We start from the raw sequence: 20,706 nt of genomic DNA on the forward strand, positions 1-20,706 counted from the left end.
CGATAGTCGGCAGCCGAACGCAGGTTCGGCTGCCGACTATTTTTTTGCGCGGTGGGCAGCGCCTTCTGCGTTGAGAAAATCGCGCACCAAGCCAAAAGCGCCCGCAAAGCCAGCCAGCGACAGGGCCGCGGGCTTGTCGTTCACGTCGTGGTAGGCCGGGCTGCCGCCGCGGGTGTAGAGGAAAAACGCCGGCACGCCGGCTTCCGAAAAGGGGTAATGGTCGGAATTGGCGGCACGGCCGCGCGGGGCCAGGGCCGGCAAGTAATGGTGGGCGTTGTTGAGGGCCAACAGCCGCTTGTAGGGCGCTTCAAACACGCGGCCGTTCACCACGGTAGCGCCCTGCTCGCCGGTGCCCAGCAGGTCGAGGTTGACCAGAAACTTGATGTTGCGCAGCGGCACCAGCGGGTGGGCCACGAAATAGTTGGAACCCACCAGGCCCGCCTCCTCGGCCCCAAACAGCAGGAACACCACGGAGCAGGCCGGCCGGTTTTCGGGGCGGGCGTAGTGGGCGGCCAGTTCCAGCAGCAGGGCCACGCCGCTGGCATTGTCGTTGGCGCCCGGGAAGTAGGCCTTGGGGCCCATCATGCCCAGGTGGTCGTAGTGGGCCGACACCACGAGGAAGGAATCAGGCTGCGCGGTGCCGCGCACCACGGCGGCCAGGTTCTGGGTTTGATAGTTGCGCAGCAGCTGGGCCCCCACCCGCACCGTGCCCCACACGGTGTGGCCCTTGGCGGTGCCAGTTGCGGTATCGCCAAAAATGGCCTTATCGAGCCACAAGGGCACTTTTTCGGCCAGCACCTCGACGCGCGGCTGAGGTGCTTGCTCGACAGCCAGCGAGGCGGTGAGCTTGGGCACCACCGTGATGAACGCCGCCGCCGAGTTGAGGCGCTGCTGCAGCAGGGCCGGCAGCTGGGGCAGGCGGGCGGCGTCGGCCGCGCGCATGAGCAGCACGCGCTTGCTCCAGGGCACCAGCAGGTAGCGGGCCTGCACGGCGGCTTTGGTGAACGCCATGGTGTCGAGCAGCAAAATCCTGCCCTTGGCGGTGCCGGAGCCGGAATTGGGCGCTGCAATGCAGGAAGTGCCGGCCCGCCAGCCGGTGGCCAGCTTGGTGCCGTCGGACTGGATGGCCGCGCTTACCTCGCCGGGAAAAGTATTCACGTCGAGCACGAACGGCTGGGTGTAGTTGGGCGCCAGCGGGGCCAGCTTGAGGGCGCGCAGGCGCTCGCGCAGGTAGGCGGCGGCGGCGTGCTCGCCCTGCTTCACGTAGCCGCGGCCGTGCAGCTCGGGGGCGGCCAGCTTCTTGATGGTGGCGCGGGCGCGGGGCAGGTTCTGGGCCGGGGCCGAAGAGGCGCCCAGCACGGCCGCCCCCACCAGCCCCAGGCAGGCCAGTGCCCGCCCGCGGGACGAACGCCCGGCCCAGGCGGTGGCCGCGCCCACGGCCAAGGCAGCGCCCAGGCCGTCGCTCAGCAGGTCGGTCCACTCGCCGTGGCGGCCGAGGCGCATGGTCAGCTGCAGCACTTCGATGAGGGCCCCAAACAGGAAGCTGGCCGCCAGCACCGCCGCGCCGGCGTGGCGGGCCAGGCGGGGCCAGCGGCGCTGCCGGCGCAGCGAAAACCAGCTCAGCCCGGCCAGCACAAAAAACACGCCCGCGTGGGCGGCTGTGTCGAACGACAACAGCTCCCACACGGGCGTGCGCGGCATTTCATCGGCAGGCGTGAGCGTGAGCGCCAGCACCACGGCGGCCCAGCTGAGGGGCAGCGCGGCGTAGGCGCGCGGGGAAGAAACAGGCAATGATTTGTGCAAGGGTTCGGTAAACATCGCGGCGCCCAAGCCAAAACAGTGCCGGCTCTTAGGCCCCTACCAGCTCGCCGTAGGCGTCGGCGGTCAGCAGGGCGTCGAGCTCGGCCGGGTTGGCAATGGAAATTTTTACCATCCAGCCGTCGCCGTACGGGTCCGAATTCACGGTTTCGGGGGCATCGGCCAGCTTGGAATTCACCTCCAGCACGGTGCCGGTGATGGGGCTGAACAGGTCCGAAACGGTTTTCACGGCCTCCACCGTCCCGAACACGTCGTGCTGGGCCACGTCTTTGTCGAGGGTGTCGATGTCGACGTACACAATGTCGCCCAGCTCTTTCTGCGCGTGGTCGGTGATGCCCACGTAGGCAACATCGCCTTCAACGCGAATCCATTCGTGGTCCTTGGTGTAGTGGAGGGTGGCGGGCAGGTTCATATATGGCGGAATGGTGGGTTAATGGAGTGGTGAGTTGGTGGGTCAAAAGTACACATTCAACTCCATCATCAGCCCACCGCTCCACTACCGCTTACTGCGTGAGGCTGTAGCGGAGCTGAATGCCGCCTTCGCTGGTGGAGTTGCGGAAGGCGTTGCTGATGCGCGGCGTGGTCACGGTCTGGCTGTAGTACAGCTGCAGGTTGAGGCGCGTGTTGAGCAGGTAGTCGATGGTGGGGCGCAACTGCAGCGTTTTCGAGCCGTTGGTGATGGTGCTGCTGGGGCGGCCTATGTTGGCGGGCAAGGCCGCGCCGCCCGTACCCTGCGTATTCACGGGGTCGTAGGTCTCGATGATGCTGCGCTGCACCGTAATGTTGTCGCGAATGCTCAAGTCAAGGCGGGCGGTAAGCTGGTTTTTCAGCACGCGCTGCTCGCCGCCCACCTTGAAGGGCAGTTTGAGGCTGTTGGTGGCATAGCCGAAGCCGATGATGAATTCGGTGGTCGACAGCTCCGTCACCTGGGCGTTGGACGTGTTCAGCACCACGGCGCGGTCGGTGCGGTATTCGGCGCGGCCGGTCACCTTGCTCACCGTCTGGAAATTGACCCCGATGAGCGGCGCCAGGCGCTCCACAATGCTCACCTGCCCCAGAATGTAGTAGGGAATGAACTGGCCAGAGGTGGGGCTGCGCTGGGTGGGAAAACCGCCGAGTTCGTCGCTGTACACGTTGGCCGTGGTGTAGCTGCCCACGCTGTACACCGACGAATAGGCGTGGTTGAGGGTGAACGAGCTGAAGTAGCGCTTGATGAGCGGCAGTTGGGCAAAGCCGTTGTAGTCGACACGCCAGTTGGGCAGCGGCAGTAGGGCGAAGGGATTGAATTTCTTGGCCTCGTACCCGTCCGACGACTTGCCGTGGTAGGCGTCGATGAAGCTTTGCACCAGCACGTCCTGCGAGTTGTAACCGTAGCCTGCATCGGGGTTGACGTTCGGCCCCGTGGCGGGGTTGGCCCGGGCCAGTCGGTCGCGCACAATGCCACGGTTGTCGATGAAGCGCTGGAAGGCCTTCGACGACTCCCCGTTGGCGCTCAAATCGCCAAACAAAGTCTGAATGGTGATGGTGGACGTGCTGAACGAGCCCGTGCCCAACGACTGCGTCACGATGGGCGCATTGGGCGCCGCTACGAGCGTTATCGAATCGATTTGCCGGCGGTAGTAGGCATCGCGGTTGCGGGCCAGCTGCCGGCGCGCGTCCAGCTGAATGTTGAAGTCGCGGAAGGGCTCCAGGGCCGTGCGCAGGGTCAGGGTTTCGGTCAGCAGCGAGCTGAGCGGCGTGTTAAGGTATTCGCTCTGAGGAGTGTACCAGCCGTTATCGCGGGCGCGCTCATAGAGGTCGGCCAGGCTGGGCTGCTCGCCTAAGATAAAGCCCAGGCCCGGCGCGGTCAGGTCGCGGTCGAGGCCGAACACCTTGGTTTTGGGCAGGTAGCCGGGCAGCAGCGTGCCGTTGGCGCGGGTGTAGGTGAAGTTGAGGGAGCGAGCCGTCATCAGCGAGCGCAGCACGGCTTTTACAAAGCGGTTTTTCTCGCGGGTAGTGTCGGCCGCGGCGGGCACGGCAGGCGCACCGGGAGCCGCGCGGGTGGGTCGGGGCCGGTCCACGGGCGGCGGAGCGTTGTTGATGATGTTCAGGAACTTCACCTTGTTGTACAGCTTCACCAAGTCAATCTTGCCGTTGGCGCTCAGCTCGGCGTTGTTCTGGATGGTGTTGCCCAGGTTCAGCTCTTTCGTATCGGTATTGTCAGGATTGGTGGGGTCCGCCAACGCCGTTTGTCCCAGCGGCGAGGCTTGCCAGCTGTAGGTGGCCGCGTAGCGGGTGTCGGCGCTCAGCCAGTCGGTGAGCGGAAACTTGTCGAGCGGCAGGCGGTAGGTGAGGGCGGCCACCTGCGTGAAATTGGTGGTGCGGCCGCCGCGCAGCAGGTTTTGCTGCAGCTGCTCGCGGTTGCGAATGGCCTCATCGCTCACACCAATGGTGCGCCCGGTCCCTTCGTCCACCACGCCGCGGTTAGTGGCGGTATAGTCGAAAATCAGGCTCTTGGTCAGGTCCCACTTCAGGTCGTAAATCCGGCTGATGTAGAACGACTTCTGAATCACGGGCGCGATGCCATCCGTCGAGGGCAGGGTGCCGGCCGTCAGGATGCGCTGCAGGAACCGCTCGTTGTAGCGCCGGTCGATGTCGGTGCGGAACGAGAAGCGCGAGGGCAGCGGCGTGAAGTTGATTTCCTTGAAAATCTTCAGGTACGGGTTGTCCAGGGCCTTGAAGTTGGCCAGAGGCGTGTAGTTCTTGGGCGTGGTCTGGTACACGTAGGCCAGGGCCGCGGTGTAGGACTTGGTGTAGTCGCGGTCGGTGCGGATGTCGGTGTGCAGGCGGTCGGTGAGCGAGTAGCTCAGGGCCACGTTCTCGATGTCCCAGGGCTTGGGCTTGGCCAGCGGGGCACCGGGCTTGGCGGGGCCGCGCTCCTTGCGCACGTTCAGCACCGAGATGCTGCGGCTGGTGGTTTGGTCGATGACCTTCTTGCGGTACTCGGCCTGGGCAGCAGCATCTATAACGCCATCTTTCTTGAACTTCTGCAGGCTTTGCTCCAGCTTGGTGTCGGGGTCGAGGGGGTCGTAGAGGGGCGAGCGGGTTTCCTGGCCAATCTGCAGCAGCACCGGCACGCGCAAGTGCAGCTGCTCGGGCAGGAACTTCTCGGCCGCCACCGTGGCGTTGAGGTCGCCGCGGAAAGTGTTGTCGATGGCGCGCTGCTGCACCTTGTCCTGCAGGCCGCCAAAGCCCACGCTGGTGTAGCTGCCGGTGGCCGTGATGTTGGCCAGGTCGGCCAGCTTCACGTTGAGGCGGGCCGTGGCCGCGTAGCCGGCCTGCTGCTCAAAGTCGAACACCCGGAACTCGTCGGCCCACAGGTTCACCGTTTTCGAGGTCTGGCTGGGGTCCGCGTTGTCGGTGATGGGGTTCAGAATGCCCAGCATCACGCCCTGCACCGCCGAAAAGTCGGGGTTGCCCACCACGGTGATGGTGGCGCCGTTGGGCAAGTTCACCGTAAACGGCACCAATAAGTTCACCGTGGACTGCTGGTTGCGCTTGGCCTTGGCGTCGATGAAGTCCTGGAAGGCCACGTCCACGCGGTTGGCCACGGGCCACACTTCGTCGGGGCTGGTGCCGGTGCGGGTAAGCTCCAGGGGCAGCGAATATTCGTAGTAGTTCTGGGTGTAGTCGGTGCCAATGCGCAGGAAGGCGCGCACCTCGCCGTCGCGCATGCTGGGGTCTTCGCTGTCGCCGTGCAGGAACAGGCGCAGGCGCTTGTAGCGCAGCATGTTGATGGTGATGTTTTTGTAAGCGGCCTTGGCGTAGCCGTCGCGCAGGTTCACCACGGCCAGGCGCAGGCTCTGCTCGTTTTGCAGGCGCGAGGTGCTGCTGCTGCCGTATTCTTTGTCGCGCTTGATGTCGGGGGGCGACACGTAGGGAATGCCGCCGCCCTGCGCCACGCCGTTTTCTTCCACGCTCACCGTCGACACGTTGAAGGCGTCGGCGTCGGTGAGCTGGTTTTGGGGCGGCACCGTGCCCGAACGGTTATCAGTAATGCGGTAGTTGTAGCGGCGCCACTGGTTAGCCACAAACTGGGGCTGCACTAGGCGCAGCACCACCGGCTCCTGCCAGCCGGTCATGTACATGCGCAGGAAGCGAATCGACTTGAAGCCAAAGGGCTGCGTCGCGCCGCGCACCGTGGGGTTGTCGCGAATCGGAATCCGGAACTGGTACCACGTCACGTTGTCGCCCCCGATGTTGTTGGTCACCTTGTCGATGATGTAGTTCGAGCCCACGTCCAGCGTGCCGGGCCGCAGGCGCATGCGGTACTCGTAGTAGCGCTCCACGTCCTGCACCACGTTGTCACGGTTCAGGTCCTCTTTATCGGGGAAGGCCGTCGAGCTCAGCTGGCTGTTCTCGGGCGAGTTGCCCTCGTAGTTGTCGTAGTTTTTGTAGCGGCCCAGCAGGTTGGTGTTGCTCTGGTCGTAGCTGGGGTCGAGGTGGTGGCGGAAGTTGTCGGCCGAGGGGTCGGGCAGGTTCACGTAGGCTGGGCCGTACGGCAACTGCCCATTTGCGCCCGCAGCTTTGGCCCGCTCCTGGTCGTCGTTCACGCCATCGAGGCCCACGTCCTGGGCAGTGCGGGCGCCGGGCGCGGCGTTGAAAGCATCGGTCAGAAACTGCTGGCGCGTCACGATGCCGTAGGGCGTTTTGCGCGAGACGCCGGTGGTGTCGGCCCCGGGCACGGGCAGGCCGTTCTCGAACTCGTGCTGGTTGTTGTCCTTTAGCACGTCCTCGCTCACGTTGCCCAGGTTCACCACCAGGTCGCCGCCATTGACGTTGGGCGCGTTGGTGCCGTCGGTGTCGTACACGTTCACGCGCTCGGCGGGCGCATTGGGGTTGCTGTCCTTCAGAAACGGGTCCATCAGCCAGAACTCCAGGTATTCGATGTTGGCGTTGTCGAAATCCGTGTCGAAGGTGATGGCCCGGCTGATGCCCCCGAACTTGTTCACCAGGCCCGTGGCCGTGGCCTCGGTGCCCGTAAAGAATTTGCCCGCGTTGTCGATGCTCGGGTTGTAGTTATAAGGGCCGCGCTCCTTCGGGAAATACGCCAGGTCGAAGGTGTACTCGAAGCCGTTGCCGGTCGAGCCCAGGTCCTTGTTCGGAAACACCTCGTCGCGCTTCACCCCGCGGGTGTAGTGGTTGGCCAGGTCGGCGCCGTTGATGTTGGTGGGCACGTTGGGCCCGCCGGTGTAATACGCTTGGTCGATGGTGTACCAGGCCAGCTTGGCGCGCTGGTAGTTGTAGGCCAGCCCGCCCACGCTGCTACCCTGAATGGGCAAAGGCGTCGAAGCCAGGCGCCAAGCCGGAATGCTGGCCAGCCCGCCCAGCGTGTAGGGCGTGCGGGCGTTTTCGAAGTCGTCGATGTACGACACGCCGTTTTCGCCGTTGCCCAGCTGCGAGCGGCCCGGCAGCAGCTTGGCAAACTCCCCGCTGAAGGCCACGGTCGAGATTTCCTTGGTCGAAATCAGCGGCAGCATGTCGAGGTACTTGGTCAGCACCCGGCTTTCTTTCCGGATGCTGCCGTCGAGGCCGACGATGGTGTTGTTGCCCGGCTCGTCGCCGATGTTCACGCGGTTAATGCCCGGCGCCTGGTTTTCGAGCAGGTGCAGGGCCGTGCCCCCAATGTTGGCGTCCTTGCTCAGCTTGTAGTCGAGGCGCACGCCCACCAGCTTGCGTGGCTGCACCTGCACCAGGGCGTTTTTCTCGAACTCTACCCGCAGCTCGTTGGCCGAGTTCAGGTAGGCCGGGTTCAGGATTTTCACCTTGGCCTGGTCGTAAAATACCTGGTAGTCGGTGCCTTCGGTCAGCAGCGTCGAGCCCGAGCGCACCCGCACCGAGCCCTGCGCAATGCCGATGCCCGGCAGGCTAATCTCGTCGGAGCTCGACCCTCCCTGGAAGCGCCCGCGCAGGAAAAACTTGTCCTTTTCCTGCACCTGCTGGGCGTCGCTCTGGGTCTGGTTGTACAGCTCCGGGTACACGTACTTGGTTATCAGGTCGGGCTCACCGGCCAGCTGCGTGGCCAGATAGGAGCCAAATGGCTGCACGTTGGGGAAAATAATCTTGCCCAGTTCCGGGTCGATGGTCACGCCCGGGAAGTAGTCGAAGTTGCCGTCGGGCAGCTTGTCGTTGTTGGAGTTCACGTGGTCGAGGTTCAGCACCTCAATCAGCGGGCGGTTGGCCAGGCGGGCGCCCTCCTTCAGCGAAATCAGGTCGACGCCCGTTGCGTCGTCTTTGTAAATGATTTGCAGCTGGAAATTGTCGCGCTGCAGCTGCGAGGCGTTCAGGGGATAGATGTTTTTCATCATCAAATCCCAGGTCGGCGTGTTGCCGGTGCGTAGGTTGGGGTTGTCGGGGTTCTGGCTGAAGTCCGTTATCAGGCCCACGCCGGGGTTGCTGGCCCGCAGCATCTTCAGAAACACCACTTCCTCGGGCCCGCGGGTGCTGTAGTCGTCCTGCGTCTCCCCTACTTTGTAGGTCTTGCCGTTGAAAATGTACTCGTAGCTCACGCCCAGCACCTGGTCGGGCAGCAGGGCCGTGTTCAGCGAGATGTAGCCCAGCTGGGCGTTGAAGGTGTATTCGCGGGTGTCGAGCTTGCGGGCGCGCACCCGTTCGTAGTCGATGTTCTTGCTCAGGCCCTGCCTGGTTTGCAGGAAATCATCCACGCGCAGGTTGTCGCGGGCATCGCGGCTGCCGTTCACCACCACGGTCTGGTATTCGGTGTTGGCCTTGTTGTCGGCGGGCGCCTGAACGCTGGGCGAGCCAATGCGGTACTTCGCGCGGTACAAGCGCGACGGCTCAGCCAGGTCCATGAGCGTCACCACGTTGCGCAGGTTCTCGGTGGTGCGGTTGTCGTTGGTCACGTACACCTCCAGGCGGTTGATGGTGATGCCGCTCTGGATGGTGGGCAGGTTGCGCAGGGCCTGGTCGTACCGGTCGCGGAAGAACTGCGACAGGAAAAAGTGCCGGTCCTTCTCGTACTGGCTCACCTTGATTTCGTACTGCCGGCTCTGGGCGCCGTTCTGGATGCGCACCTCGTCGGCGGTGCCGCGCACGGTGGCGGCCACGGCCGTTACGCCCAGGTTGCCAAACTGCATCTGGGTCTTGATGCCGAACAGGTTCTGGCCGCCCTGCACCAGCGAGTTGGTGAGCGGCAGGCTCACGTTGCCCAGGTCCACCTTGCGCAGGATGTCGGTTTCCTCGCCGGCGTAGTCGAACTTCATCTGGTTGTCGAAGTCGAACGACGCCTTGGTGTCGTAGTTGAACACCAGCTTGAGCTTGGTGCCGATTGCCCCGGTCAGGTTGACGTTGATGTTCTGCTCAAACAGAAAGTCGCCCACGCTCTGCTGGCGCAGCGTCAGCGCGGGGTTCTCGTTTTTGTTAAAGCGGCCGCCAAACTTCATCGTCACCGAGCCCGCGGGCCGGATGTCGACGTAGCTGCCCCCGAAAATGCGGTTGGCAATGGGCCCGAGGTAAATTTTGGGTATCAGGCGCTGCGCCTGCGGGGTGCCGGGCGCGGCGGCCGGGCCGGTCACGCCGCCCTTGGCTTTTTCGCGGTAGTAGTTGGCCACGGCCTGCCGGCGCTGGTACTCTTCGTACTCCTTGTAGCTGAGCACGCTGGGGTCGCGGTAGTCGATGTCCTTCCCGACTTTTTCTTCTACGCTGAATTGTTTCAGGCTGTCGTCAACCTGCACGTTCAGTTTTACGTTCTTAGGCAACGGCAGCACCAGCGGCGAGGTGCGGCGGCGCTGTCCGAAGGGGCTGCCCGGCCGGTCCTGGGCCCGCACCCGCGGGCGCTTGCTGGGCTTGTACGGCCCCGTGGTATCCACCACCGCGCCCTTGGGGCGGGGGGTGTCGAGGGCAAGGGCGCGGCTGGCGCGCAGCCACGCTCCACCGAGGCGCGCCGAAGCCATGGGCGAGGCCTGCGCCCACCACGCCACCAACGACGCAACCACAACGACCGACGCGGGGAGTAATTTCTGACCGGATTTCAAGCAGGATAAGTGGATAACGACGCCGGCCAAACGGCCCGCACCAAGCACGGCATTTTACGGAAGGTAGCAAGTCGGATGAGGCAACCCGTGCAGCAGCGCGAAAGCAATTTTCGCGCCGCGACTCAATGCGACTTCAAAGCAAATTTAATCAATTCCTCCACGCTCAGGTCGCTGCCGTGTTTCTGCTGAATCTGGTCCAGTTGCTTCTCGGCGGCGGCCCGCGCAAAGCCCAGGGTCACCAGAGCCTGCAACGCTTCGGCGCGGTGCGTATTGTGCTGGCGGGCCAGGGGCACGGTGTCGACGCCGGCTTTGGCCAGCAGTTCGTCTTTGCGCAGCTTGTCTTTGAGTTCCAGAATCACGCGCTGGGCCGTCTTGGGACCCACGCCTTTGATGGCCTGAATGGCCCGCACGTTCTCGTGCACGATGGCGTCGCGGATTTCGCCCACGCTCATGCTGCTCACCATCACGATGCCCGTGCCCGGCCCGATGCCCGACACCGAAATCAACTGCATAAACAGCGCCTTTTCGTTGGGGTCCAGGAAGCCGTACAGCGTCTGCCCGTCCTCCTTGATGTGCTGGTAGGTGTAGATTTTGGTGGCCGCGCCCTCGGCGGGCAGCTTCGAGTACGTGGCCAGCGAAATGCGAACTTCGTAGCCCACGCCGAGAATGTCGACGATGGCTAAGGTGGCGTCTTTGTAAGCTAGTTTACCGTCGAGGTAGGCAATCATAGAGCGGGAAAGGAGGAACGAGAAAAGCGCTTCAGTAGCTAGGCAACACCCGGAACGGGGTTTTCCCTCCCAAATTTACTGGCTTTTCGGCCAAAAATTTTGGGCAAAATGAAGAAGTTGTGAAGCAGTTGGGCAGGTCAACAGAATCAGGCAAAAAGAACGTCATGCTGAGCGCAGCCGAAGCATCTCCACAGCGCAAGTAATCGGATTTACTATTGCGGGTGAGATGCTTCGGCTGCGCTCAGCATGACGTTCCTATGTTTGTTGAAAAACGCCGCCCCTACAGCGCCTTGCTGCCCATCTGCGCGTCGACCACCGCAATGGAGGCCATGTTCACGATGTCGCGCACGCTCGCGCCCAGCTGCAGGATGTGCACCGGTTTGCGCATGCCCATCAGCACCGGGCCGATGACTTCGGCGCCGCCAATTTCCTGCAGCACCTTGTAGGCGATGTTGCCCGACTCCACGTTGGGGAAGATGAGCGTGTTGGCGCCCTTCTCGGCCAGCGGCGAAAAGTCGTAGTGCTCCTGCAGCAGCTGCGGGCTCAGGGCCACGTTGGCCTGCATTTCGCCGTCGATGAGCAGGTCGGGAAAGCGCTGCTTGGCCAGCTCGGTGGCGCGGCGCGTCTTCTCGGGCAGCGGGCCGGCGTTGGAGCCGAAGTTGGAGTAGCTGATGACGGCAATGCGCGGCTCGGTGTCGAAGAAGCGCACGGCGCGGGCCGTCAGGCCGATAATCTCCACCATTTCCTCGGCCGTGGGGTTGATGTTCACCGTGGTATCGGCGAAGAAATATGGGCCTTTCTTGTGCTGAATGATGTACATGGAGGCCACGCGGCGCACGCCGTCCTCGGTGCCCACCACCTGCAGCGAGGGAATGATGCTTTTGCCGTAGTCCTTGGTGAGGCCGGTGATGCAGGCATCGGCCTCGCCGGTTTCCACCATCATGGCCGCGAAGTAGTTGCGCTCGCGCATCAGCCGGCGGCCTTCGTACAGCGTCATGCCGCGGCGCTGGCGCTTGCCGTAGAGGATGGCCGCGTACTCGTCGCGCTTGGCGTCCTGCTTCAGGATGTTGATGATTTCGCAGCCCTCCAGGTCGAGGCTGTTTTCGCGGGCAATGGTTTCGATTTTCTCCTGCGGGCCCAGCAAAATGGGAAAGCAAATGCCCTCGTCGCGCAGAATCTGGGCGGCTTTGAGAATCTTGTAGTTGTCGGCTTCGGCAAATACCACGCGCTTGGGATTGGCGCGGGCGGCCGAGGTCATGCGGTTCATCAGCTTCTGGTTCACGCCCAGGCGGGCGCGGAGCTGGTCTTCGTAGGCCGTCCAGTCGGTGATGGGCGCCTTGGCCACGCCGCTTTCCATGGCCGCCTTGGCCACGGCCGGGCTCACGGTGGTAATCAGGCGCGGGTCTAGCGGCTTGGGAATCAAGTAATTGCGTCCAAAGGCCAGCGTATTGTCGCCGTAGGCCTTGTTCACCATCTCGGGCACGGGCTCTTTGCTCAGCTCGGCCAAGGCGTGCACCGCCGCCAGCTTCATGGCCTCGTTGATTTCGGTGGCGCGCACGTCCAGCGCCCCCCGGAAAATGTAGGGGAAGCCCAGCACGTTGTTCACTTGGTTGGGGTGGTCGGAGCGGCCGGTAGCCATGATGAGGTCGTCGCGCGTGGCCATGGCCAGCTGGTAGCTCACCTCCGGGTCGGGGTTGGCCAGGGCAAAGACGATGGGGTTGTCGGCCATTTTCAGCAGCAGGCCGGCGGGCAGCACGTTGGCCGCCGAGAGGCCCAGGAACACGTCGGCGCCCTCTAAAGCTTCCTCCAGATTATTGACGGCCCGCGTGGTGGCAAACTGCATCTGAATGGGCGCCAAGTTGGTACGCCGCTCGTGGATGAGGCCGTCCTTGTCGAACACCACAATGTTTTCCTTCTTGAGGCCCAGCGCCAGGTACAGCCGCAGGCACGACACGGCCGCCGCGCCCGCCCCGCTCACCACTAGCTGCACTTCGTCAATCTTCTTGCCCACTATTTCGAGCGCGTTCAGCAGCGCGGCCGAGGTGATGATGGCCGTGCCGTGCTGGTCGTCGTGCATCAGCGGGATGTTCATCTTCTCGCGCAGCTCCGTCTCGATGCGGAAGCACTCCGGTGCCTTGATGTCTTCCAAGTTGATGCCGCCAAACGTGGGCTCCAGCGACTTCACAATCTTGATGAACTCGTCGGGGTCGGTGGCGTCAATCTCGATGTCGAAGCAATCGATGCCCGCAAACTTCTTGAATAGCACGCCTTTGCCTTCCATCACCGGCTTGCTGGCGGCCGGGCCGATGTTGCCCAGGCCCAGCACCGCCGTGCCGTTGCTGATGACGGCCACTAGGTTGCCCTTGGCGGTGTACTTGTACACGTCGTCGGGGTTTTCGGCAATGGCTTTGCAGGGCTCGGCCACGCCGGGCGAGTACGCCAGGGCCAAGTCGAGCTGGGTGCTTACGGGCTTGGTGGGAATCACCTCAATCTTGCCGGCGGGCTCCTGCGAATGGTAGTTGAGGGCGTCTTGTTTATTTATTTTCAGCATAGCGAAGGCCCGGGCGGTGCCGGGCGAGGTTCAGACTGCAAGTTGGGGCATGCGGGCTTATGTCGGGCGCGTCGGGCAAAAAAACAGCGCCCCGCGTAAGCCACGCGAGGCGCCGCCGGACGCGAAGTCCGCACAATGATTATCGGAGCGGCACCTCGTTGAAGACGCCGTAGAGCTTGATATCGGCATCGGAGCGCGGGTCTTGCGACGGCGGCACCGGCGTGCTCAAAAAAGAATAAGGGTTCTTGGCCCGCCGCACGAGCAGCGTAAAATTGCCGGCCAGCAGTTGGCGGCCCGCGTCATACGCCGTGACGGTAAAGGTGGCGTTGTCTATCACCTGCCCGTTGCTGGAGTAGAAATTGCTGGCCGAGCCCGAGAGCGGGCGCAGGTATTCCACCAGCACGTCGCCCAGGCCGGGGTTGGGCTGGGTGCCCACGGCGTAGGTGCCCACCCAGCCGGCTTTCATCTTGCTTTTGGGCATGATGAACCGCAGCTGGTCGGAAGCAAACGGGCTGTTGAACGCGAATTCGATGCGGTCGGAGTACTGCTTGGCGATGGGGTTTTCGGCCAGGTACGAGGCGCCCCGGGCGGGCGTGGCGTCGTAGTACGTCACGGCCACGTTCACGGTGGCTTCCTGGGCCGGCGCGGGCGGCGGCGGGGTAGGTTCGACTTCTTTTTTGGAGCAGCTCAGCAGCAAAAGGGTCGTAGAGCAGATGAGGGAAAGGGTTTTCATGGCACAAAGATGGGGGTTGGGCTGCTGCCCTTTCCCAACTCCTGTGCCAGGCCGGGCCTGTTTGCCCGGTTAGCGGCCCGTCTTACTGCTCAGCTCTGCGGCACCAGCAGCTTCTGGCCCAGCTTCACCTCGTCGGAGGTGAGGTGGTTCACTTCGCGCAGCTGCTGCATGCTCACCCCAAAGCGGCGCGAGATGTTGAAGAGGGTGTCGCCGGGCTGCACGAGGTGCACTTTGCCCGTCAGCTCCGCCTTACGCGAGTCGGCCTTCGTGGCTGCAGCCATGGCCTTCTCCGTCGTTCTCGGATGCCGACGCGGTGCCGCGGCTTCCACGTCGGCCGGCGCGCTGAATACCAGCCGCTGGCCCTGCACCACGTTTTCGGAGGGCAGCTTGTTCCAGGTCACCAGTTGGGCCACGCTCACGCCGTGCTCGCGGGCCAGCTTGGTGAGGTTGTCGCCCCTGCGCACGGTGTAGGGGCCAGCCGGGGCGGCGGCTTCGGCAGCTGTGGTTTCGGCGGCGGTGGGCTCGTCGGCCTCTTCGGGTTCGGCCGCCGCCACGGCTTTTTCGGCACGCTTGGCTTCGGTGGCCTGCGCCTGAGCGGCGCGACGGGCGGCCACGCGGGCCTGCGCCTCAGCCGCCGCCTGCTGAATGGCCTGCCGCTGCCGAATGGCCACCAGGCGGGCTTCCTGCAGCTTTTCCTGGCGCACCAGCTCCTGCACGCGCGCCACTTCGCGGGCGTTGGCCTCGGCCTGCTCCTTGCGGGCAGCCGCTTCCTCAGCCGAGGCCACGGGCCGCACGGGGCGGGGCGTTGGCGCCACGGCCACGGCTTCCACCGGGGCTTTGGCCGTAGCGGGCGCGGCGGCCGGCAGGGGCACAAACACCACCAGCTGCTTGCCCGGCTTCAGGGCTCTGCCCTTGGGTAGGTCGTTCCAGCGCCGCAGCTGGGCCTGGCTGACGTCAAACCGCTCAGCCAGGCTGGCCAGCGTTTCGCCGCGCTTCACCTTGTGGGGCACGCGGCGGAAACGCGGTGCTTCGGCCTCGGCTTCGGCGCGCGGGCCGCCGCTGGCGGCCAGCAGCTGCTTGCTCTGCCAGGGCTCCACGCCTTCCAACCGGGGCGGCAGCGCGGCCAGGGCTTGCGGCAACTCGGCCGTGGGCTGGCAGTAGTCCAGCAAGGTGTTGCGGTCCACATCGCCCAGGTGCACCGCCGCTGAGGCCGGGAAGCGCACTACATAGGGCCGGTAGCCCGCCGGCAGCGCCGCCCGCCGCAGCTCCGGATTGAAGCGGGTGAGGTACAGGGAATCTGCGTAGCCGCAGGCGCGGCTCAGGCGGCGCAGGTCGAAGGCGCGGCCGCGCAGGCCCAGGGTGTCCAGCGCCTCGGCGTATTGGTATTGCAGCTTGTCGGTACGCAGGCCGTGGGCTTCGGCGTACTTCATGCTGTACATGATGGCCGTGAAAGTGGGCACGTAGTTGCGCGTTTCGGCCGGCATGTGCGGGTACAGGTCCCAAAAAGTCTTTTTGCCGGTGCGGCGCATCACGCGCTGCACGCTGCCAGCGCCCCAGTTGTAGGCGGCCAGCACCAGCTCCCAGTCGTGAAACACGCCGTAGAGGTAGCGCAGGTGCTTGCAGGCGGCCTCGGTGGCTTTTTCGGGGGCCATGCGCTCGTCTATCCACTCGTCGCGCTTCAGGTTGAGGTCGCCGGCGGTGGGGCCCATGAACTGCCAGAGGCCGGTGGCCCCCACCGGCGATTTGGCCGTGGGAATCAGGGCCGACTCCACCACGGCCAGGTATTTCAGGTCGGTGGGCAGGTTGTACTTGGCGAGGTATTTCTCGAAGATGGGGAAGTAGAAGTTTTCGCGCTCCAGCACGCGCTGCATGTAGCTGCGGTTGCGGGCCGTGAACAGGGTCACGTAGGCCATCACCGAGTTGTTGAACTGGTGCGGCACGTCGGTCTCGAAGCAGCCCACGCGGTCGCACACTAGGTCGCGCAGGGTGGGTGGGGTGCGCAGCCATTCCAACCGGGCCGAGTCGACCTGTTGGGGCGCGGCCACCAACGAATCGGGCTGCAGCTCCAGGCGCACCCGCACGGTATCGCCCAACAGCGCTGGCATCGTGGCATTTACCCGGCTAGCCGAGTCCGGCTGCGGTACTTGCTGGGCCATGGTTTTCGGCAGCGGCAGCAGCAGCCCAAGCAGCCCCAGGCCCAGCCAACGGCGCCGGCCATGAGGCATTTTCACGTGCTTAATCCCTTGCTTCATAGCACTAAGATAGGCGATGGGTAAAGAAGTTGTAGAGATGAAATGAAAATTTCCTTACGCGCGGCAACAAGGTTTGGGTGACAGCCAGGCAAAAAAATACCCCGGCCAGCAGGCCGGGGCATTTGTCAAGCGCAACACGGTTTCGGCTTTACGCCACTACTTCCTCCGTGAGCGTGCTGGCAAAAGCCAGCAGCTCGGCCTCTCGGAAAGCACCGGCCATCACCTGCAGACCGATGGGCAGGCCGGCGGCGTCCTCCCCTACCGGCACCGAAATGGCGGGCACGCCGGCCAGCGAGGCCTGCACCGTGAAAATGTCGGCCAGGTACATCGAAACTGGGTCCTGCTTCTCGCCCAGCTTGAAGGCCGTGGTGGGCGTGGTGGGCAGCACAAGGAAATCGTACTGGCGCAACAGCTCATCGGTTTTCTCCTTGATGAGCCGGCGCACGCGCTGAGCTTTAGTGTAATACGCGTCGTAGTAGCTGGCGCTGAGCACGAAGGTGCCGAGCAGAATGCGCCGCTGCACTTCGGCCCCGAAGCCCTGGGCGCGGCTCTTTTTGTAGAGCGACTCCAAATCGGTGGCATCCGGGGCGCGGTAGCCGTACTTCACCCCGTCGAAGCGGCCCAGGTTGGAGCTGGCTTCGGCCGTGGTGAGGATGTAGTAGGTCGGAATCATGTAGTCGAGGTAGGGAAACTCCACCGCCTCCACCACGTGGCCCTGGCCGCGCAGTATCTCCAGCTGCGTTTCCAGCGCCGCCTTGATTTCGGGGTTCAGGCCTTCGCTGTCCACGGCGTCGGCGATGTAGCCGATGCGGTAGTGCGGCGCGGGCGTGAGCAGCTGGCTGTAGGCCGGCACTTCGCGCTGGCTGGCGGTGCTGTCCATGCCATCGGGGCCGGCCATTATTTCGGTCAGCAACGCCGCATCGGCCACCGAGCGGGTGATGGGGCCAATCTGGTCAAACGACGACGCAAATGCCACCAGCCCGTAGCGCGAAATGCGCGAGTACGTGGGCTTGAAGCCCACCACCCCGCAAAACGCGGCCGGCTGGCGCACCGAGCCGCCCGTGTCGGACCCAATTGAAGCCAGGCACATGTCGGCCTGCACGGCCACGGCCGAGCCGCCCGACGAGCCGCCAGGCACGCGGGAAGGGTCGGCGGCGTTGCGGGCCGGGCCGAAGTAGGAGGTTTCGTTGGAGCCGCCCATGGCAAATTCGTCGCAGTTCTGGCGGCCGATGAGGATGGCGTCGGCGTCGAGCAGGCGCTGCACGGCCGTGCCGGTGAAGAGCGACTTGAAGCCGTCGAGCATCAGGCTGCTGCTTTGCAGCGAATGCCCGGCGTAGGCCAGCACGTCTTTGATGCCAATGACCATGCCGGCCAGCGGCCCGGCAGTGCCGGCCGCCAGCTTGGCATCCACGGCGTCGGCCTGGGCGCGGGCCTCGTCGGGCCACACCTCCAGGAAGGCGTTGAGGGTGGGGTTCTGGCGCTCGATGTTGCCCAGGTAATACTCAACGAGCTGGCGGCAGGACGTGGTGCCCGCCGCCAGCTCGCTACGAACTTCGGATAAAGACTGAAAACGCTTCAAACTACTTGCAGATTAGGTGCGCCCAAAGTTAGGCATCAGCGCTAGGACTGGCATTGGCCGGAATGTAGGGCTGCCGGGGCTGGGTACCTTCCGGGGCCATGTTGGGCGGCAGCTGGTGCGCCACCGGCGGCGCGGGTTCCGGGGCCGGGCTGGGCTCCGGGATGTTGGGATGCTGCAGGTACTCGGCATCGGCCGTGGGAGCCACGTAGGCGGGCGTGGCCCAGGGGTCGAAGCCGGAACCAGTTTCCGCGTTGGGCGCGGGCTGGGGCGCAGGGTAAGGGTTTTGGGGGCCGTAGCCGTTTTGCTGGGCGTAGTTGTTGGGCTGAGCCGGCTGACCGGCCTGCTCAAACTCGCGCCGGATTTCGGTACTGGCGTCTTTGAACTCGCGAATGCCCTTGCCCAGGCCCCGCGCCAGTTCCGGAATCTTGTTGGCGCCAAAGAAAATGAGGATGACCACCATGATGAGAATCACCTCCGAACCACCGATATCACCAAACATACGAAAGGAGCTTAATGGGTAAAATAGAGTGACGAGCCGGCCTTACTGGCGCGGCTGGCCGTTGGGGTCGTTGGGGTTGTAAGCCGGCGGAGCGGGCTGCTGGTAGCCCTGCTGCGGCGCGCCTTGCTGCGGATAGCCCGGCTGCGGGTACCCTTGCGCGGGCTGCTGCGGGTACCCCTGCTGGGGGTATTGCTGCTGATAGGGCGGCACCGGCGCACCGGGCTGGTCTCGGTACTGCGGCTGCTGCTCTTCGGGCTTGGCGGTGGCGTCTTTGAACTCGCGCACGCCCTGGCCCATGCCCCGAAACAGCTCAGGAATGCGCTTGGCCCCAAACAACAGGATGATGACGAACAGGATAAGCAGAATTTCGGTGGTGCCGAAGCTGCCGATTAGAAACAGGGGATGATGCATGAGCGGGTGGGCGCCACGGCCCGGTTTGGGATGATAAAAGAGGATATACGTAGCCGAACGCCGTTTGGAGTACCAAAGATACCCGATAGGAGGTGTTTGCTGAATGAAGCTGCCGTTTGGTAGATAAAGCGCGGGGGTTGACCGGCCACTTGCTGCGGTTCAACGGAAATACTGCAGTGCGCTGAAACTCATATCTTAGCTTTGTACACTCCGCATGCCGCCCTGCCTTCTTGATTTACCCACAGGTCGAAACCGCATCTTACCAACCGCTGTGAATCCTTCCTTAAACGCTACCCCTCCCGATGATACCCTGCGCCAGGTAAACGAAGCCGACCGCCTCGAAACGCTGCACAGCTACCAGGTTCTCGACACGGGCCAGGAGCAGGTGTTCACCGACATCGCGCAGCTTTCGGCTTTCATTTGCGGCACGCCCATCTCGCTGGTTTCGCTCATCGACGACAGCCGCCAATGGTTTAAAGCCCACGTGGGCCTCCAAACCCAGCAGACCCCGCGCGAGCACGCGTTTTGCCAATACGCCATGCGGGCCAGCGACGTGTACGAAGTGTACGACGCCACCGCCGACGCGCGATTTGCCAACAACCCCCTCGTGACCAGCGACCCCAATATTCGCTTCTACGCCGGGGCCCCGCTGCTCTCGCCCGAAGGCCAGCCCCTGGGCACGCTTTGCGCCATCGACACGGTGCCGCGCGTGCTCACCGCCGACCAGCGCGATGCCCTGCGCATTCTGGCCCGGCAGGTAATGGCCCAACTAGAGCTGCGGCGTGTCCGGCTGCAGCTCGAAGACGAGCGGCAGAAGCTCGAAGGCGTGCTGCGCATGGCCAACCACACCGGCGACTCGCTCTACGCCAACAACCGCACCGAGATATTCGTGAAGCAGGACCAGCGCCTGGTGCGCGTGCTCACCGCCGACCTGCAGTACATAGAAGCCCTCGGCGACTACGTGAACCTGCACACCACCCGCGAGCGCCTCACCATGTACGGCACCATGAAGGACCTCGAAACCAAGCTGCCGGTGCGCGACTTCGCCCGCATCCACCGCAAATACATCGTGCGCCTCGACCGCATCGTGTCCATCGAGGCCGACGCGGCCCTGCTCGACGGCGTGCGCGACGGCTCCGGGCCGCGCACGCCGGTGCGCGTGCCCATCGGCAGCTCCTACAAGGCCGGCTTGCTGGCTCGCCTCAACCTGGTATAAGCCCGGCCACGGCCGGGCTTTGCGCCCAGCCAAACGCGCCGTTCGCCGGTTCACACTGGTCGTTCACCGAGTTGCCCGGCAAGGCACTAGCCAAGGCTGCCATCTTTGTTTCGGTTATCGGTTGGGGCTGCTAGTAGCCGCTTCTGCCGACAGCTAAGTTTGTTTTCATAGCTCAGAAAGACACCGCGCTTTGCTCGGTGTTTTTTTTTAAAGGTTGGTGTTGAAAAGGCCCCTCGATGTTCGGCAAGCGCACTGCGTTTGTCGAACATCGAGGGGCCTTTTCGATTTTTGGCTCGTGGGGTTGGCTACTTGCGCCCCAGCCAGTTTTCGGGGTTCAGGTTGGCCGAGTTGTGCCACACCTGAAACTGCACCTCGGAGGTGCCCTCGGCCGACGTGGCCACCGTGCCGATGACCTCGCGGGCGCTCACGCGCTGGCCTTCGTGTACGCTCACCGAGCGCAGCTTGGCGTACACGGTGAAGAAGTCGCCGTGCTGAATCATGACGATGGTGTTCATGCCCGCGATGTTGGCGATGGTGAGCACCTTGCCGTCGAAGCAGGAACGCACGGCCTCGCCTTCCCCGGTCTGAATGTCGATGCCGCGGTTTTCGACGGTTACGTTTTTCAGCACCGGGTGCGGGTGGCGGCCAAAGTGCTGGCTGATGAAGCCGCGGCTCACCGGCCACGGCAGGCGGCCGCGGTTGCCGGAGAAGGACGAGGACGCCAGCGCCGTTTCGGGCGTGAGGGCGATGCGCACGGCGCGGCGGTCGGCGGCTTTCTCGGCGGCGGTTTCGGGGGCGTCGCTTTCCGGGGCGGCGGTGGGGTCGTCATCGGCGGCGGCGGCCGAAGCGGTTTCGGGGTCGCGGCGCGGGCGGGCGGGGCCGCCGC

General features: G+C 64.1%; 12 protein-coding genes. 1 reads left to right on the forward strand and 11 read right to left on the reverse strand.

Annotated elements, in window-relative coordinates; all coding sequences use genetic code 11:
• Positions 1-36: 36 nt before the first annotated feature.
• The 10 genes from IC234_RS21470 to IC234_RS22235 all read right to left on the reverse strand — a co-directional run bounded on the left by IC234_RS21470 (position 37) and on the right by IC234_RS22235 (position 18,604).
• A complete protein-coding gene (locus tag IC234_RS21470) occupies positions 37-1,791 on the reverse strand; it encodes a VanZ family protein (protein ID WP_190928803.1) in 1,755 nt (584 codons plus the stop codon).
• 58 nt (positions 1,792-1,849) lie between these two features.
• Positions 1,850-2,230: a glycine cleavage system protein GcvH gene (gene gcvH, locus IC234_RS21475; protein ID WP_190928805.1), complete on the reverse strand. Its 381-nt coding sequence runs from the start codon at positions 2,228-2,230 to the stop codon at positions 1,850-1,852.
• A 91-nt stretch (positions 2,231-2,321) separates the two neighbouring features.
• Positions 2,322-9,812: a T9SS outer membrane translocon Sov/SprA gene (gene sov / locus IC234_RS21480; protein ID WP_317173427.1), complete on the reverse strand. Its 7,491-nt coding sequence runs from the start codon at positions 9,810-9,812 to the stop codon at positions 2,322-2,324.
• Between the two features lie 161 nt (positions 9,813-9,973).
• A complete protein-coding gene (gene ruvA, locus IC234_RS21485; RefSeq protein WP_190928807.1) occupies positions 9,974-10,579 on the reverse strand; it encodes a Holliday junction branch migration protein RuvA in 606 nt (201 codons plus the stop codon).
• A gap of 280 nt (positions 10,580-10,859) precedes the next feature.
• Positions 10,860-13,130, reverse strand: a complete 2,271-nt coding sequence (locus IC234_RS21490; RefSeq protein WP_190928809.1) for an NADP-dependent malic enzyme — start codon at positions 13,128-13,130, stop codon at positions 10,860-10,862.
• Positions 13,131-13,269: 139 nt separating this feature from the next.
• Positions 13,270-13,863 carry a hypothetical protein gene (locus IC234_RS21495; protein WP_190928811.1) on the reverse strand — a complete coding sequence of 198 codons (594 nt, stop codon included), beginning with the start codon at positions 13,861-13,863 and terminating at the stop codon, positions 13,270-13,272.
• An 89-nt stretch (positions 13,864-13,952) separates the two neighbouring features.
• A complete protein-coding gene (locus tag IC234_RS21500) occupies positions 13,953-16,115 on the reverse strand; it encodes a LysM peptidoglycan-binding domain-containing protein (protein ID WP_190928813.1) in 2,163 nt (720 codons plus the stop codon).
• Positions 16,116-16,263: 148 nt separating this feature from the next.
• Positions 16,264-17,694, reverse strand: coding sequence for an Asp-tRNA(Asn)/Glu-tRNA(Gln) amidotransferase subunit GatA (gatA, locus tag IC234_RS21505; protein ID WP_190928815.1), 1,431 nt, complete (start codon positions 17,692-17,694; stop codon positions 16,264-16,266).
• A gap of 28 nt (positions 17,695-17,722) precedes the next feature.
• Positions 17,723-18,193 carry a Sec-independent protein translocase subunit TatA/TatB gene (locus tag IC234_RS22230; protein ID WP_190928817.1) on the reverse strand — a complete coding sequence of 157 codons (471 nt, stop codon included), beginning with the start codon at positions 18,191-18,193 and terminating at the stop codon, positions 17,723-17,725.
• 42 nt (positions 18,194-18,235) lie between these two features.
• Positions 18,236-18,604, reverse strand: coding sequence for a Sec-independent protein translocase subunit TatA/TatB (locus IC234_RS22235; RefSeq protein WP_190928820.1), 369 nt, complete (start codon positions 18,602-18,604; stop codon positions 18,236-18,238).
• A gap of 271 nt (positions 18,605-18,875) precedes the next feature.
• On the opposite strand from IC234_RS22235, the gene IC234_RS21520 reads away from it, so the two are divergent.
• Complete coding sequence (locus tag IC234_RS21520; RefSeq protein WP_317173428.1) at positions 18,876-19,820, forward strand: GAF domain-containing DNA-binding protein; 945 nt, start codon at positions 18,876-18,878, stop codon at positions 19,818-19,820.
• 305 nt (positions 19,821-20,125) lie between these two features.
• Here IC234_RS21520 and IC234_RS21525 read toward each other — a convergent pair.
• The coding region (locus IC234_RS21525) for a murein hydrolase activator EnvC family protein (protein ID WP_190928824.1) at positions 20,126-20,706 on the reverse strand (581 nt) is incomplete at its 5' end.

The sequence above is a fragment of the Hymenobacter armeniacus genome (assembly GCF_014699055.1).
Taxonomy (GTDB): Bacteria; Bacteroidota; Bacteroidia; order Cytophagales; family Hymenobacteraceae; genus Hymenobacter; species Hymenobacter armeniacus.

Coding starts and splice junctions, on each gene's coding strand:
- IC234_RS21500 (WP_190928813.1), bottom strand. CDS start 16,115: ATGAAGCAAGGGATTAAGCACGTGAAAATGCCTCATGGCCGGCGCCGT.
- IC234_RS21490 (WP_190928809.1), bottom strand. CDS start 13,130: ATGCTGAAAATAAATAAACAAGACGCCCTCAACTACCATTCGCAGGAG.
- ruvA (WP_190928807.1), bottom strand. CDS start 10,579: ATGATTGCCTACCTCGACGGTAAACTAGCTTACAAAGACGCCACCTTA.
- IC234_RS22230 (WP_190928817.1), bottom strand. CDS start 18,193: ATGTTTGGTGATATCGGTGGTTCGGAGGTGATTCTCATCATGGTGGTC.
- gcvH (WP_190928805.1), bottom strand. CDS start 2,230: ATGAACCTGCCCGCCACCCTCCACTACACCAAGGACCACGAATGGATT.
- IC234_RS21495 (WP_190928811.1), bottom strand. CDS start 13,863: ATGAAAACCCTTTCCCTCATCTGCTCTACGACCCTTTTGCTGCTGAGC.
- IC234_RS22235 (WP_190928820.1), bottom strand. CDS start 18,604: ATGCATCATCCCCTGTTTCTAATCGGCAGCTTCGGCACCACCGAAATT.